At 32.7% G+C, this 17,170-nt stretch carries 11 protein-coding genes; all 11 read left to right on the forward strand.

Features of this window, described 5'->3' with window-relative positions; translation table 11 throughout:
- The first annotated feature begins 3 nt into the window (after positions 1 to 3).
- The gene (locus tag SD960_RS08000) at positions 4 to 2,466 is read left to right on the forward strand and encodes a hypothetical protein (protein WP_318802125.1); all 2,463 of its coding nucleotides are present in this window, start codon (positions 4 to 6) and stop codon (positions 2,464 to 2,466) included.
- A 113-nt stretch (positions 2,467 to 2,579) separates the two neighbouring features.
- Positions 2,580 to 7,277 (forward strand): hypothetical protein, encoded by a 4,698-nt coding sequence (locus tag SD960_RS08005; RefSeq protein WP_318802126.1) that lies wholly within the window; start codon positions 2,580 to 2,582, stop codon positions 7,275 to 7,277.
- Positions 7,278 to 7,979: 702 nt separating this feature from the next.
- Positions 7,980 to 8,375, forward strand: a complete 396-nt coding sequence (gene tssD / locus SD960_RS08010) for a type VI secretion system tube protein TssD (RefSeq protein WP_042563897.1) — start codon at positions 7,980 to 7,982, stop codon at positions 8,373 to 8,375.
- 218 nt (positions 8,376 to 8,593) lie between these two features.
- Positions 8,594 to 10,459: a type VI secretion system Vgr family protein gene (locus tag SD960_RS08015; RefSeq protein ID WP_318802131.1), complete on the forward strand. Its 1,866-nt coding sequence runs from the start codon at positions 8,594 to 8,596 to the stop codon at positions 10,457 to 10,459.
- A 4-nt stretch (positions 10,460 to 10,463) separates the two neighbouring features.
- Complete coding sequence (locus tag SD960_RS08020; protein ID WP_318802132.1) at positions 10,464 to 10,637, forward strand: hypothetical protein; 174 nt, start codon at positions 10,464 to 10,466, stop codon at positions 10,635 to 10,637.
- A gap of 135 nt (positions 10,638 to 10,772) precedes the next feature.
- Positions 10,773 to 11,741: a DUF2931 family protein gene (locus tag SD960_RS08025; RefSeq protein WP_318802133.1), complete on the forward strand. Its 969-nt coding sequence runs from the start codon at positions 10,773 to 10,775 to the stop codon at positions 11,739 to 11,741.
- 14 nt (positions 11,742 to 11,755) lie between these two features.
- Complete coding sequence (locus SD960_RS08030; protein ID WP_318802134.1) at positions 11,756 to 13,141, forward strand: DUF2235 domain-containing protein; 1,386 nt, start codon at positions 11,756 to 11,758, stop codon at positions 13,139 to 13,141.
- 260 nt (positions 13,142 to 13,401) lie between these two features.
- Positions 13,402 to 14,421 carry a DUF2931 family protein gene (locus SD960_RS08035; protein WP_318802135.1) on the forward strand — a complete coding sequence of 340 codons (1,020 nt, stop codon included), beginning with the start codon at positions 13,402 to 13,404 and terminating at the stop codon, positions 14,419 to 14,421.
- Between the two features lie 114 nt (positions 14,422 to 14,535).
- Complete coding sequence (locus SD960_RS08040; protein ID WP_318802136.1) at positions 14,536 to 15,555, forward strand: DUF2931 family protein; 1,020 nt, start codon at positions 14,536 to 14,538, stop codon at positions 15,553 to 15,555.
- A 12-nt stretch (positions 15,556 to 15,567) separates the two neighbouring features.
- Positions 15,568 to 16,368: a hypothetical protein gene (locus SD960_RS08045; protein ID WP_318802138.1), complete on the forward strand. Its 801-nt coding sequence runs from the start codon at positions 15,568 to 15,570 to the stop codon at positions 16,366 to 16,368.
- Between the two features lie 156 nt (positions 16,369 to 16,524).
- Complete coding sequence (locus SD960_RS08050) at positions 16,525 to 16,821, forward strand: hypothetical protein (protein WP_318802140.1); 297 nt, start codon at positions 16,525 to 16,527, stop codon at positions 16,819 to 16,821.
- The last annotated feature ends 349 nt before the right edge of the window (positions 16,822 to 17,170 follow it).

The raw sequence follows: 17,170 nt of genomic DNA on the forward strand, positions 1-17,170 counted from the left end.
TAAATGAAGAGAGAGAATAAGAAGATCTTGTTTTGGTTATGTATCGTTTTTGCCTGTTTTTTTTGCAGGAAGGGATATGCTCAGGATGTAGACTTAGAGAATTTTTACAAGCCAAATTTTAAAGTTACAGGTAATGTAAATGCAAATATGATGTATTATACATCTAATGCTGATACGCAAAATTCACGTGAGCCTTTTACCTATTTGCTTTCAGGAAATTTAAATATTAGTGCTTTTAATTTTAGCGTTCCGTTATCTTATAGCATAACGAATCAGGGAAATAACTTAGGTTATACAGCCCCATTTGATTTTAACCGATTAAGTATTATGCCAAAATATAAGTGGGTAAAGGCTTATATAGGCAATGTAAGTATGACCTTTTCGCCTTATACGTTAAGTGGTTTTCCGTTTAAAGGAGTTGGTTTAGAACTTACTCCGCAAAGCCCTTTTAAAATAAGTTTAATGGGGGGACAACTATTAAAAGCAGTTTCAGAAGACGAAGCTTTAGGCGGAATTCCGGTATACCAACGTTTTGGTTATGGAGCAAAAATAGGTTTTGAAAAAGAAAGATATAAATTGGGCTGGATTGGTTTTTACGCCAAAGATGATCTTAATTCACTAACAATGGTTACTGACAAAGGAGTAACACCGAAAGAAAATTTTGTAAACAGTTTGATTTTTAGTACATCTGTAATCAAAAATTTAAATTTAAATGTAGAATATGCCTTGTCTGTTTTAACCGATGATACCAGAAGTAATACCCTTTCGGGTGGAAATTTTAGAGACAAGTTATTTTCCAGCAAAGAAAGTACAAGTTTTATGAATGCATTAAATGTAAATTTTGATTATAATATTCAAAAAAGTATTGTAGGATTAACTTATGAGCGTATAGATCCTAATTACAATACATTAGGAGCATTGTATTTTAATAATGATTTAGAAAATATTGCGTTGCGTTTTTCACGCCCATTTTATCAGGATAAAATTACGGTATCGACCAGTTTAGGATTTCAAAGAGACGATTTGGCGAAGGAAAAAAAGCAAGATACCAAGCGTGTTGTTGGTTCGATCAACATGAATTATAGGGTAACAGATCAAATTAATATTACGGGTAGTTATTCTAATTTTTCAACGTATACAAATAAAAAGCTGGATCAGTTTGAGCTCATAAACAATCCAAATGTAGTAGTATCCGATACTTTAGATTATAGACAATTGTCGCAAAATGCAAATGTAAATATGTCGTATGCTTTTGGGAGCAAAAGAAATCAAAATTTAAATTTCAATTATAGTATTGCTGGTCAGGCAAATGAGCAGGGCGGAGTAATACGCAGAGGTCAGGCAAGTACCGTTCAAAATTACAATTTAGCACATTCGATAAGTTTTATTGAGATGAAAGTAGGCTTAAACAGCTCACTTAATTACACTAATAACCAAGTGGGTATAAACAATAGTTCCTCAACCGGAGCTTCAGTTGGAGCTTCTAAGAAGTTATTTAAAGACAAGCTAAATACTAATTTGGGATTTCTGTATAATAACTCTCAGGGAGATATGAATTCGAGTTCTGTTTTTGGAATTAAGTTCAACAATAGTTATACGTTGCTCGAACAACATAATTTTAGTTTGAATATTATTTCGATGTTTAGAAGCAGTACAAATACTCAGAAATTTAATGATTTAACCGCTACATTCAATTACGCATACTCAATTGATAAAATAAAATTACCAGCGAAAAAAGAATCTAAAAAAGAAAAGGAAATTGTTTTAAATCCTGTTTTAAAGATAAATTATAAGGAAAAGACATATCAGGGAACCAGAGATGAAATCATAAAGCAATTACAGGATCTCCAACTTGCTTTACGACCAATTCCAAAGGAAGATTCAGATGAATTGCAGCATTTGCTGACCCTTACAACTTTGACTCCTGATGATGAAAGCTTTAAAGAAAAAGCGTTGACTTATTTAAAAGCTTATGATTTAAATAATGATATCTTAGACAAATACAATAATTATATTCTTGAAACAGTAAAAAGTTTAAGAGAAGAAATGATGCGAAAAGATGAAGGTTTTGAAAATGATTATGTTATGGCGCTCGGAAGAGTCAACAAACATAAACTACACGGCGTAAATGAAGAAGATATAACAAATAAAACAAGTTATAAATCGTATTTAAAATTAGTTGAGCGAAAAAATAAAAAATTACAGCCTTTATTAGTTCATAGATGGATGATTAATGAAATTTCAATATTAGCAAATACACCAGCGGCTGAAATTCACCAAAATGAAAATCTTTCAAATTTTAATAAACAAGAACTTAATCAATTCTTTAAAATGATGAAAGAGAAAAAAACAGATACAGAAGTAATTGAAGAATTAAAAATAAAATTGATTCCGTTTTATCATGATTTAGCCATTAAAAATGTCAAAGATGATGAGGTTGAATTTAAATATTTAAAGATTAATTAAAAGGATATTGCTCTTCTTTATAAGAAGAGTTTAAGAATTGTTTCAATAAAAGTTAGGCTAAAATATAGAGGAGTTATTAAACTTCATTTACAAAAAAACATCATTATTTGCTTATGAAAAAATTTTACAAAACACATCTATCGGTATTATTTATTTTACTTTCAGTTGTCTTTTCTTACGGGCAGGATCTTGCAGCTCCAAAGGAAGCCGGTGCAGCTTCAAGCGCTATTGAAAAAATAGAAGCTTCTGATCGCTGGGTAGATAAATTTTCGAATCAGGATTTGGTAGAATTGCCAATCGGAATTCGAAATACTGTAAACAATGTTCAGTATTCCATCGGAATTACCAAAGCTGTTTTTTCGCCAGAATATACTACTTTGACTGTTTTTTGTCGAGTTGATATTCCACAAAAAGACAAAAATGGGCAACCCATGCAATTGTTTTTTGGTGCCGATAATGTAAAATTATCACATCAGGGAGGGATTATGGGTGAAGCTAAATTGGTATTGTTAGGCAATGTAGATATTCCGTTTAGCGATAACAAATGGCAGGTATCTCTTTATGGCGGTTTTGATATGGCAACCGGAGATGTTAAGGATTTAACGTATGTCACGATTGATTGCGACGGTTTTAAAGAAATGAAAATTTCCGGAGCAGTAGAGTTTTCAAGAAATCTTATATTACCAATTGATCCCATAACTAAAACTGTAGATGAAGCAAAAACTACAGTTCCAAAAACCTATTATAACGGAAAAACTGTTCAAATACCAAATAGAGTTAGAGGGGAGTTTAGCTTTATGGCAAGCAGTTGGAACGATATTTTGCTTAATGTAAGCTTGCAGCCTTTTACACTCAAAGACAAACGAAATGGAAAAGATTTTGAAGGTAATTTTCAGTTTTTAGTCAGTAATGCAGTTTTAGATTTAAGTGATTTAAAAAACGATCCGGCAGTTGTATTTCCTGAATATTATACAAAAAATGCACTTTTAGTGCCAAGTCAGGAAGCCTGGAAAGGTGTGTTCATTCAGACTTTTGATGTTGGTTTGCCGAAAGAATTTCAAACCACCGATACTGCATCAAGTAAAGAAAGGCTTCATGTAGGAGCACAAAATCTTATTATAGATAAATATGGAGTTTCGGGAACTTTTTATGCAGATAATGTTTTTCCACTCGACAGAGGTATTACAAGTCAGGAAAAATCCTGGGCTTACTCTCTGGATCATATTGATGTAACAATTGCTGCCAATACCTTTGTAAAAGCAAATTTGAGCGGTCAGATTCTTTTGCCAATAAGTAAAGCAACGCCGGAAAAGAAAGAAACTACAGTCGCTGCAACAGCACCAACTACAACAACACCAGCTACCGGAGCAGCAAATACAGCAACAACTCCGGTAAAACCAGCCCAAACAAATAGAGCAGGTTTGGCTTATAATGGTTTTATTTCCATGGAAGAACAGCAATTAATTGTTGTTACAAAAGATTCCATAGCTTTTGATATCTGGAAAGCAAAAGCCCTCTTATTGCCCAATAGTTCTGTTGAATTAAAATTGGTTAACGGAAAATTTTTGCCAAAAGCCAATTTAAACGGAACAGTTTCTTTTGGAACCAATAAAGGAGCATCTGATGAAAAAGATGTAGAAGGAAAAAAAACAGTTGATTTTAAAGGAATTTCTTTTGAGAATTTACAGCTACAAACCGTTTCACCAATCATTTCAGTTCGAAATATGGGGTATAAAGGTACCGTTGCTTTTGGTAATTTCCCTGTTTCAATTGGTAATATAAATGTTGCTATCAATGGAGATAATTCCCGAATCGATTTTGATTTAGGAATTAATCTAATGGAAAGTATTGGAGCCGGTGCCACAGCCAGAATTGGTATAAAAGGTAAAATGTACGATGACGGATACAGACAGAGAAGCCGATATGATGGTTTGGATTTATCTGCCATTAATATTGAGTGTGAATTTAGCGGATTGACCATTAAAGGAGGTCTTATTCTGATGGAAAAAGATCCCGTATATGGAGATGGATTCAATGCTGATTTAGAGGTTGATGTAGCAAAAATAGTGAACGTAAAAGCAAAGGCTATTTTTGGACGAACTACTTTTAGATATTGGTATTTTGATGCCGCAGTAAAATGGCAGCCAACTCCTGCACCATTTATGATCAATGGTTTTGGCGGAGGGGCTTATTATAAAATGCACCGAAATTCCGATGTAGCTATTGGCGACTTTTCTCCATCAGGACTAAGTTATACACCAGATGAAAAAATAAGTCTTGGGATTAAAGCCTTAATTTATTTTCATGTAGGTTCAGAGACTATTTGTGATGGTGAAGCCGGATTTGAAATGGCTTTTAACTCAAAAGGAGGCGTAAACAGACTTGCTATTTTTGGTAAAGCCAATGTTATGGCCAAAATACCGGGGCTAAAAAATATTACGGACTTAATGACCAAAGTATCTTCAAATGTTACATCAAAGAAAAGTTTCTTAGGAGTTACAGATAGTGATCTTAAGGGTTCTTTTGCCAGTAAATATATTCCGGAAGCAAAAGAAGCCATTCCCGGAGATTTATCGGCAGCGGTAGGAATAAAGATGGCAGCAGCTATTGAATTTGATTTTCAGAATAACTCTATGCATGCTACAACAGATGTATATATCAATACGCCAGGTAATTTCCTTTCAGGAACAGGACCGGGAGGAAGAGCCGTTTGGGGAGTTTTCCATAAAGATCCAAAAGACTGGTACATGTACATGGGGACGCCAGATGACAGATGTGGTATTAAAATAGGGGTAGCCGGAATGTTCTTAAAAACAACAAGTTACTTTATGGCAGGAACAGTTCTTCCGGGAAGTCCGCCACCGCCACCGGTTGTTGCGCAAATTTTGGGTGTTGATGTCCAGGAATTAGATTATATGCGTGATGAAAATGCTTTAGCAAATGGAGGAGGTTTAGCCTTTGGCGCAAGCTTAGATTTTGACACTGGAGATTTGAGTTTCTTACTTTTTTATGCCCGTTTTCAGGCAGGAATGGGATTCGATATTATGCTTAAAGATTATCAGGAAGCGAGATGTTCTAATACAGGAGATCAGGTAGGTATAAACGGATGGTATGCTAACGGACAATCTTATGCATATCTGCAAGGAGAATTAGGAATTAGGGTTAAACTATCATTTTTAAAATTCAAAGTTCCAATTATCTCAGGAGGAGCTGCAGTTTTATTGCAGGCAAAATTACCAAATCCCGTTTGGATGCGAGGTTATGTAGCCGGAAACATGAATATTCTTGGCGGATTAATAAAAGGGAAATTCCGTTTTAAATTTGAACTAGGAGAAGAATGTCAATTTGAAAATGCATCACCATTAGGAGGACTTAAATTGATAACAGATGTAACTCCAAAACAAAGTTCAACTGATGTAGATGTTTTTGCTGTACCACAAGCTGCTTTTTCAATGAAAGTAAACGAAGCGTTTGTAATCCCTGAAGATGTTGGAGATGTCACCTATAAAGTAATATTAGAAAAATTCAAGGTTTTTGATGGTACTACAGAAATTCCTGGTGTTTTCGAGTGGGGATCAATGAAAGATAAAGTTAGTTTTGTATCAGCAGACATTTTGCCACCAAATAAAGAACTTAAAGTTCAGGTTGAAGTTAGTTTTCAAAAGATGATAAACGGTGTGTTTCAGCCGATAAAAGTCGATGGAAAGGTAGCTACAGAATATGAAGAAAGAATCTTTAATACAGGGGGTGCACCTAATCATATTCCGCTTACTAACGTTAAGTATTCTTATCCTGTTGTAGATCAAAAATATTTTCTGGAAGAAGAATACCCAAAGGGTTATATTCAACTTAAGCGAGGCCAGGATTACTTGTTTGAAGATGGAAGTTGGGAAACCAGTATCAAAGTAGATGAAGACGGAACCTCTAATTCAAAGGCGACAGCTTTTAATTATAATACCGGCTCAAATGAAATTTATTATGATTTACCAAATATTAATCAGGAAAAAAAATACAACTTTTCTATAGTAAGTAATTTGAAACAAACTGCACAAAAAAATACTACAGCAGCAACAAAAACAAATACAATTAGCGAAGATGGAAATGACATACAGATAAAAGAAAATCAGGCTGATGCATTATCAAAAGCAGAAGGTAGTATTGAACGTTTAGCTTACTCATTTAATACAAGTAAATACAAAACATTCAACTCTAAAATGAATGCCATAAATACGCAAAATTATAATTTTGGAGTCCTGTATTCAGATGTTATTTATTTGACTAACACTATTTCAAGTCAGGAAGCATTTGATTTAACAGAACTGCAAGGAGCGGCTTACAGTGACAATAAAGCTTTAATAATTGCGCAGTCTAAATTAAATGATGAGTATTATAATGCTGATATATTTCCGTACTTATATAAAGATTATCCGCTAAATGGTAATTTTTCTATCAATAATAGAGATACAGAAGAGCTGGGCGTTATTCCTGCAAAAGCAATTCCGCTTAATGCCTATTACATGAGCAGTATAGAGAATAATGTAAACCAGGCATGGACAAAAGGAAATTTTCCATTTAAGTATAATATGCCGTTGCTTTACAAACAGGATTGGGTTGATTTAAACAATCAAATTATTAACGCTTATGTTAATGGAGATGCAAGTGCCGATTCAATTGCCAAACGTTTTATGGGTGCTAGTTTTCTCTTTATGCGATATGGAAACTATGAAATAACAATGAAGTACAATCTTCCGGGAGATAAACAGTCTAACGAGTTTGTTTATAAATTTAAAAACAATAATAATTTTAGATAATCTTTTTCAGTCATCTCTTTATAAAAAAACAACCTTCGGGTTGTTTTTTTTATTTTATAATATTTTAAATCAAATAAAAATGATTTTAAACGGTCCTTGTGTCGAGATGTGTTGGTGAAAATTGAAAATATAAATAATGACTCTATTTTGGATGTGATAGCTGTTGATTGTTAGATGATTGCGTAGGTTTGTTTTAAACATCTCTAAATAACTCATGACAAAGTTAAATCATGAAAAAACATTTTGATTAGCATAGTTAATTTCCCTAATGAATACTGCTAGGTAAATGAAAGACGAGACATGAAACAGTAATAATTTTTCAATATATAGAAATTTTGTATTTTTTTTAAATTCAGTAGTTTTTTTAATATAAAAAAATATACAAATTCCTTGCCACACCACGTAAATGCTGAATTCTTACATATTATAATTATTCTGTTAAATCCTTTTTTTATTTTTTTTATGAAAAATTTTACAAATTGGCTTGGTTATGTCATTTGTAGTTGTATATTCGTACAAACAAATTGATTGCGAATCCTCTTCATCTTCCTACAAGAAGCAAATCAAAAAAGTACATTAGTACAAAAAAGAGGTATTCTAAAATCATATAGAATGCCTCTTTTTTTGTTTATACTAGTCAGACAACAGAGAGAGGGTTCTAAAAACAATTTTTAACAATTTTACAAATTAATTATTTTTATTATGGCATTTAAAGCAATTTTAGAATTCGAAGGAAACGAGTACCAAGTATTATTCTCAAAAGTTGATATGTTAAGACATACTGATGGTAAAGGAGCTGTTTCATCTGAAATTAAAGGAGGTAGATTAAACCTAAAATTAAAATCTACAGACAATACTACTGTAATTGAACAGGCAGTAAACAGTCAGCACAAACCTGTAAGCGGAAAAGTAAAATTTTTCAAAGCAGATTCTGAACAAGTAATGAAAGAACTTTCTTTTGAAAATGCATTTATTGTATTCTTCAGCGAGCAGCTTGATGCTATGGCAGAAACTCCAATGACTACTGAGATCACTTTCTCAGCAGAAAAAATCACTTTAGGGAATGCAACATTAGATAACAATTGGGCTAAAATTTAATTTTTCCCTATTGATAAACAAGAAGCGGTTATGTGTCGCTTCTTGTTTTTTTTATGCAATTTATTGAACAAAACATTGATTAATATCACTTCTATATTTTCAGAACATGATATTTTTAGCTTAGAATCGAATTCGGTATAAGAACTTTAGAAATAAGAATTTTAGACTATAATCTATTTAAGTTAAAAATTAAAATCAAACTTATAACTAAACATATTATGGTTACTCCTAAAATAATATTTGGTATTGATAGAAAAGAAATCTCACATTTCACGACTATCGAGCTACACCAAACCATAAATAACCACCATCATTTTAAAATTAGTGTTCCGCATTCTGTGATCGAACAACCAAGAGCATACACGATGCAGAGCGCTCAAAAATGGTTGGGAGGCGTTTTGCACATTGTTTTTGAAAACAATAATAATTTTTTGGGAATAGTAACCAATATTCAATATGCCCAGGAATTAGGACATGTGGGAAGCCAGATTATTATTTCGGGTTATTCTAAAACCATACTTCTTGAATCGGGACCAAAACTAAACTCCTGGCAAGATACCAACTTGCAGGATATTGTTGAAGAAGTAATAAAAACAGCAGCAGGTGAACAATTGCAAAACGATATCAAACCAGAGTTTGGCAATAACTTAGACTATCAGACCCAATACCTCGAAACTGATTTTCAATTCATACAACGCTTAGCCAAACAATACAATGAATGGTTGTATTATGATGGAGAAAAACTTTTTTTTGGTAAACCAAATACTGCTACAGAGTTTACAAAATTGATTTATAACAAAGATCTTTATAACCTAAATATTTCTGTTCAGGCAATTCCTAATCAGTTTGGAGCCTTTACTTATAACGAAGATGCGGGCAAACTGTATCAAGCCAAAACCAGAGACCAGATAGAAGGATTTCCAAAATTGGGTACTGATGCCATAACCGCTTCTCAAAAACTATATGCTACATCATCATTAGAATATGGCAGAATTGCCGCTGGTGACGATATGTATTTGCAAACCATACTGCAAAACAGGCAGCAAAGTGCCGCAGCAGAATCTAATTTTATAACCGCAACTAGCCGAAACAGAAGCTTACGAATAGGGATGAGCATCAGTATAGATGCCATGCAGGTAAAAGACAAATTGGCTGCCTATACCAGCGGACAAGACATTAATAAAATCAACTACCAAACCAACGAAGTAGGGATCTATATCATCACCGAAATAACTCATAAAGCCAGCGACATAGGGGAGTACGAAAACAGTTTTAAAGCTTTGCCGGCCAAAATACGCAAGCTGCCTGAACCAAATATCGCTTTTCCTGTAGCACAAATGCAACAAGCTGAAGTAGTAGATAATGAAGACCCAAGAGGACAAGGCAGGATACGTGTAAAAATGCTATGGCAATCTGCCAAACAACAATCTACACCATGGTTACGCGTAATGACACCTGATGCAGGAAGTAGTGGTGAGGTTAATACCAACCGCGGTATGGTTTTTATTCCCGAAGTGGACGATCAGGTTATGCTGGGTTTTCGCTATAACGATCCCAACAGACCATTTGTAATTGGTAGTTTATTTAATGGTAAAACGGGATCTGGTGGTGACCTTAAAAACAACATCAAAAGTATTTATACCCGCACAGGAAGCACAATTACTTTTGACGAAGGAAATTCGAGTATTCTGGTAAAAGACCCATCAGGCAATACCTGGTTTATGGATGGAAAAGGGAACATTAATGTTACCGCATCAAAAAATATCACGATTAATGCAGGAGAAGATTTTATTGTTAACGCAGGTAAAAATATAAAAATTGGCGCGGGAGAAAATATGGATTGTGATGCCGGAAACAATATTTCTCAAACTGCCGGTAATGATTTGACCCAAAGAGCAACTGGAGATATTACTGAAAGTTCAGACAATAGAAGAGAATTGGTTGATAAGGATTTTTTACGTCAGGCAGATACCTCAAATGTAATAGCTTCTGGGGTTACTATCTTTAGCAATAAAGAGAATTTAACCTTGCAAAGTGGTAAAATGGTTGAGGTTAATAGTGCAGAGAAATCTAAAATGTTTTAAAATTATGGGAATAAACAAAATTTCTAAAAACAGAAAAGTGACTGTAAATCAGGAGTATAATTTGGTGGTTGGTGGTGAATTAACAAAAATCGCCAATCAATTTAATGTGGAAGCTACTCAGGAGAACCTGATTTTAGTTTCAAATAAAAAGATAATATCAGATGGCAATAAAAAATAGTTTTTGCATCATACATTATCATCAAAAGTTAAAAATTTCCTATTGTTTAATAAATTCTAGAAAAATAAACAAATGAAAGAAATAAACAGAATAATTCAATTTTTATTCATTTTGACTCTAATTTCTTGTAAAAGTATGGAAAAAGAAAAAAAATATCACTGGCTGGCAACAGTATCTGCACCAAAGGAATACCCTGCTGAAGTTTACCTAGGCAATCTAATTGCTGATGATTTCTCTTATGGCTTTGATGCAATATGGGGAACACAGAATACAGGCTGGGGTAATCAGGGAGGTACAATGAGTGTGAGTACTGAGCAAATGGAAATTCCGCACACTTTAGAGTTTACCTGGCTTTCATTGGTAGAAAAAAAGTTTTATACCGGCAAATGGAAGCTGGACAAAGAAAAAATCACGGCTTTGTTTGAAGAAGGTTTTATGGATTATGACACCAATAAAAGAGCGACTTATGATACATTTATAATAGGTTTAGCTCCCAAAGGGCGTGTGGTGCTTTGGGCAAGTGCTGCGGGCATTAAAAAAGAAGTAGGTGTTTTTCAGGCGCATGATACTATTATTACCAAAGAAAAAGCTTATGAAAATGCACGGTATATGTTAGAAAAAGATTACGCAGAAGATATTGTAAATGACCCTATTTACAAAACATTTAAACCCGAAACTCTAGAAAAAATAGCAAAATATGGTAGGTCAAACCCTGCTGTGTATGATCTTTACAGAGAGCGATACAATTGGAAACCTGTAATTCTACTTCCTGAGGAAGGGGTTTGGAAATCATCTACTATAAATTTCCTAAATGGAGAATTAGAAATATTAGGAGTAAACGAAGTTTTAAAAAATGATTTTCAAAGCAGAGCCATCCCTTTTTATTTTGTGGCTTTTTGGAAAAACAAAACAACAGATAGTTATGGAGTTTGGGTAGATCCTTTTGATGAACAAGAGATACTAAATGCTTTTAAAAAACTAGGGAACAAAGAAGATATTGAATTAATTTTTAAAGTAGCCCTAAACAATGAAAGCTGTCGAATTTTTGTAAAAAACAAAATAGAAGAAATAGAACTAAAAAAGGCAGTTATAACTTGTGAATAATTAAAATATTAAACATGGCAACAAACATTAGTTTTGGCAATTATACTCAGCCTCAGTCACCAAAAAAAATAATTGATATAGTAATAGGTGTTTTTTTTGATGGTACATTAAACAATAAAACGAATACTCAAGAGCGTTTGGCAAAAACCGAAACTTATAAAAAACATGGAGGAGACCCTGAGGATAGCACTAGCTATAATAACGATTGGAGTAATGTAGCACGGTTGTGGGATAACTACGATAAAGACATTGGTGTTTATATAGAAGGCATTGGGACAGATGATAGAAAAGGTGACGAGATAGACGGTAAGGCTTTTGGAGCAGAAGAGACAGGAATTGTTGCTAAAGTGACAAAGGGGTGCGTAGAAATTGCTAAAAAAGCAAAAGATATTAGAAAGATTAAAGGGGAAGATTGCAAGGTAAAAACTCTTACTATAGATGTTTTTGGTTTTAGCCGAGGTGCGGCAGCTGCAAGACATTTTGTATATGAAGTTTCTAAAAGCGGACAAAAAGTACCGTATATAGCCCCTTATGGCAATCTAGGCTCAGAATTGAAAAAAGCTGGGCTTACGATAGAAATAGTAAAAATTCGCTTTTTGGGGCTTTTCGATACTGTATCTTCTTACTCTGAGGATACTTTGACAGCAAGTCCTAATTTTTCTAATGATATTGAACAATTACATTTAGATAATATTACAAAAGCAAAAAAAATAGTTCATTTTGTTGCAGAAAATGAGCATCGGGTGTACTTTGATCTTACTAATGTAGCTGTCGACAAAGAAATTAACGGAGTAAAACAAAAGCCTGTATATTATGGTATTGAGAAAAAATTTCCAGGAGTGCATTGTGATATTGGCGGCAGTTACGAGAATGGAACAGAAAAAAAAGATGAAATTTTAAATGGTGATAAAGAAATATTATTAAAGAGAAAAGAAGAGCTTATAGCCCAGGGCTGGTTTAAAGACAAACAATTATTTGTCATTCATAATTATACAGTTAGTGATAAGCTCTCTAGTGATCGATTTGTAAAAAAAACATATAGCTATATTCCGCTGCATTTTATGGCAGACCATGGGATAAAAGATGACTTGCCATTTAGTATAGAAAAAATTACAAAAAAGTATTCAATATCAGAGGACAAGCTGCTAATAAGTGTTAAAGAGCGCTTAAAAGACTACATTTTAGAAGATGGAAAACCTTATGCTTTCAAGTGGTTTACTAAGATACATGAAAAATATAAAGGCGTAAAAGTGTCCGATCAACGCTATCTTGAATACCAAAAAGAGCTTGAAGAACAGAAAAACTTAAGAATACTAAGAAATGAATACCTGCATTGGTCAGCAGATTACGACGGCACAGGAATGGATCCTAGATCAAATGGAGTAAGGGAAGTACATTAAAATATTAAATAAGATAATAAATATTAGCTATCTCAATCAAAAGTTTTTTGTGTTACGAGCCTTTTAATTTATTAATGCTCGGCCTTATAAATATCTTCACTGTTCTGCTAGTATGGATGGTATTAGTATGGAACCAAACCAGGATAAACACAATAATATTGTATGGAAACGAAAAATAATATCAGGATAACATGAAAAAAATTCAACTTATTGCAGTAATAATATTATTAAACGTTCCTCTGATTTCTTGTCAAAACAATATGAATAAAAAAAAATATACTTGGGTTGCAGCAGTTTGCACCCCAAGAAATTATCCAGCAGAAATTTTCTCTGGCCATTTAATTACAGGAAACTCACTAGAAAGTAGCTACGTCTATATGCCATTTGACGATGTAATTAATAGTTATAATCTTGGCGATAATGATGGCTCCTCTTCAGGAGAAGCAACAGGAATATCTCCAAAAACATTGGATGTTACCTGGATGTCCTTTACTGAAAACAAAAGTTATTCTGGAATTTTTAAGCTTGACTCTAAGAAAATAGAATCCCTTATGATAAACGGAAGTGAAAGACCTTATTGGGATACCGAAACTAAAAAAGTTGGAATTTTTAAAGACTATAATTTTGTAGTGAATGCCGGTTTATTTCCTGGAGGTATGGTTGTGTTGTATGTATTTAGTCCATCAAACATGACTATTGTTGGAAAGTACCAAGCTCATGAAAATAAAGATGTTGATTGGGGAAAAGCACACGAAATAATGAAAGACAAAGAAGGAAGAGATAACGTAGTTCGTGTCATGACAGAAGATTTGCCTCAGGAAATAAAAAATCAGATGGAGCAGGGAGCAATTCCATTTGATTATTGGGAAAAGCTTTTTAAAGAATATCATTTAAACCCAGTCGTCAAATCAGAAGATAAAGTAGAAACGATTGAAATTAATTATATCAATGGAGAGTTTGAATCTATTTTTTTGAGTTTAAACGGCAACATGATGCCTATAAAAAAACGAGCTATTCCGAGAAAAATAAATATTGTCTGGCACGACATTAATGACAGGCGTATGGAAAGCGATGTGTTTTTTGATGAAAAAAAAGCAATGGCAATTTTTGAGAAAACTAAACCTAATGAAGCATTACAATTTGTCATTGAAATAGATCGAAATACAAAACCAAGAGAAACAACAGGAATTAAGATAAAACTAAAAACAGCGAGTTCAGAAATCGATATGAAAGAAGCGATTGTTTCACAGGAGTCTTTTACAAAGTCTATTCCGTATTAGTTGTAATATTTTGACAAGAGAGAAAATAATAGCAGGATAACCATGAAAAAAACAGTTCAATTTATTGCACTTATCACTTTGTGCAATTTTATACTCATCTCTTGCCAAAATAATATGAAACAAAAAAAATATTTTTGGGATGCATCTGTATGTACACCCAAAAACTATCCTGCTGAAATTTTTTCAGGACATTTAATAGTGGGTAATACTCCTGAAAGCGACTACGTATATATGCCCTTTGATCGAGTTATTAACAGCGAAGACTTAGGTGATAATGATGGTTCATCTTCAGGTGAAGCCACGGGAATATCTCCAAAAACATTAGACATTACCTGGATGTCTTTTACGGAGAACAAAAGTTACTCGGGTATTTTTAAACTCGATTCAGAAAAAATAGAAGCCTTAATGATTAATGGGAGTGAAAGACCATATTGGGATCCGGAAACTAAAAAAGTAGGAATTGTAAAAGATTTTGATTTTACGATCAATGCAGGATTATTTCCAGGTGGTATGGTTGTCTTATACGTTTTTAGTCCTTCAAAAATGACTATTGTAGGTCGTTATCAGGCACATGAGGATAAAAATGTAGATTGGGGTATCGCAAATGAAATAATGAAAGATAAGACAGGAATTGATAAAGTAGTGGGAGTTATGACTAAAGATTTACCCGAAGAAATAAAAGATCAAATTAAAAATGGAACGATACCATTTGGGTACTGGGAAAAACTTTTCAGGAAATATCATTTAATGCCTGTAGTGAAAACCGAAGATAAAGTAGAAACTATAAAACTTAATTATATCAATGGCGAATTTGAATCTATTTTTCTGAGTTTAAACAATAATGTTATGCCTATACAGCAACGTGCTGTGCCAAGAAAGTTAAATGTGGTTTGGCACGATATAAACGACAGACGTATGGAAAGCGATGTGGTTTTTGATGAAAAAAAAGCAATGGCAATTTTTGAGAAAACCAAACCTAACGAAGGCATACAATTTATCATTGAAATTGATCGAAATACTAAGCCAAGGGAAACAACAGGAATTAAGATAAAACTAAAAACAGCGACTTCAGAAATCGATATGAAAGATGCGATTGTTTCGCAGGAATCGTTTACAAAAACATTTCCTTATTAATTGTAATATTTAATGAAAAAAATAACAAAATACAAAAAGATAATTTTACTTATAATAGCTGTTCCGTTACTATTATTATTTGTTAACAGAATGCTAGCTTTTTATTATGATAAAACATATTTGGAGCTTGATAAAGGGATTACTGCAGAAAAATATGAAATGAAAAAAATCAATATTGAAGGGAATTTAGAATATAATAATAGCAATAAGTTTTATATGGATAAGTATGATTCGGATGGCATTCTCGAACTCCTTGATAATAGTAAAGAGTATAACGGACATATTTTTTTAGATACTCTTAATTTGAACTTTATAATTGATATAGATGAGCATATATCAGGTTCTGAAATGAATGATAATTATGTTCATCAAGAAAATTATGTAACAATTGACAAAGGAGGTAAAATTGTAAAAAGAATAGAGATTGACAGTATTAATTATAGATTAGAAAATTGTGTTTTGCTAGAGAATAAAATAGATCATCCACAAGATTGGGAAGATAAATCAGGCTTTATTTTCATGAAACATTTCTTAAAAACGGGATTTAAACCTTGCTTTATTCCTTCAATGAGTTTGGGACTTTCTCATGTAAATACAAGTTGTAATACTTGGGACGGGATAGCATATTTTGATCTGATCTCAAAAAGGGAAAAATTTAGGTTTAAATTTCCAGATGAGCTATCGAATTTATTTTTTGTGGATTCATTTGATTTTTTTCTTGGATATTATGAAATTCCGAAGAAATATCAAAAACGATTAGATGTTTGTTTTTTTGTAAATAGAAATGATATTTATATTATCAAAAGAAAATAAATCTTTTCAGGTTATTTAGTCTTGAGATAATGTTTTTGCATATGAATGTAAGGTTTTAGCAATCACAGTCTATTTTAAACAAGGAGACAAATAAATTCCTATGAGGAAAATAGATTTTGAGAATATGTGGAGGTACGAAAATTAAAAAATGGATATATGAATCAACAAGAACTTCTTAAAGAAGAAAATAGCGATTGGAGTATTCTGCTTATTATAGCTAATATAACATTGCTTATTATTTATATGAATGTAGGTAATTTAAAAGATGAGCTAACATCAGAGGGAAAATTTCTCTGGCTTAGTATGAGCGTGAATGTTTTATTGGGTTTTTATGCATTTAGTTATCATGGAAAAAAATACCAACTTGGAAAAGTGTTTTTTATTTTACTTTCAATATTTAATGTGTTGTGCTATAGTGTACTATGGATTTCTTCGAAATCATTTCGTCCTTAAAAACCTGAAAAATGAAATTTAATTTTATCAATAAAGCACTTATAATAATAGCCTTTGTGCTGTTAATAGGAATTTTATACAGTGTAATTAAATAGAATATATAAAACTAAAAATTTTATGACACGATATTTAAAAACATTAACACTATTTTTTGGAATAAGTCTAATTGCTTTGTTAGGAATAATTGTTCCTTCAATAATTATAAAACTTCTATTTAGCAAGTGTAGTCTCCTAGTTGACTACGTAGCTCGATTTGGCCTGTTATTCAGTCCATTTATAATAGCAGTAGCGATAATAGACAGAATTTGTGTGAGGATATTTGGAGTAAGGAAAATTAACAGAATAGAGA

Origin of the sequence: Flavobacterium sp. MMLR14_040, from assembly GCF_033657265.1 — a bacterium.
In the GTDB taxonomy this organism is placed as follows: domain Bacteria; phylum Bacteroidota; class Bacteroidia; order Flavobacteriales; family Flavobacteriaceae; genus Flavobacterium.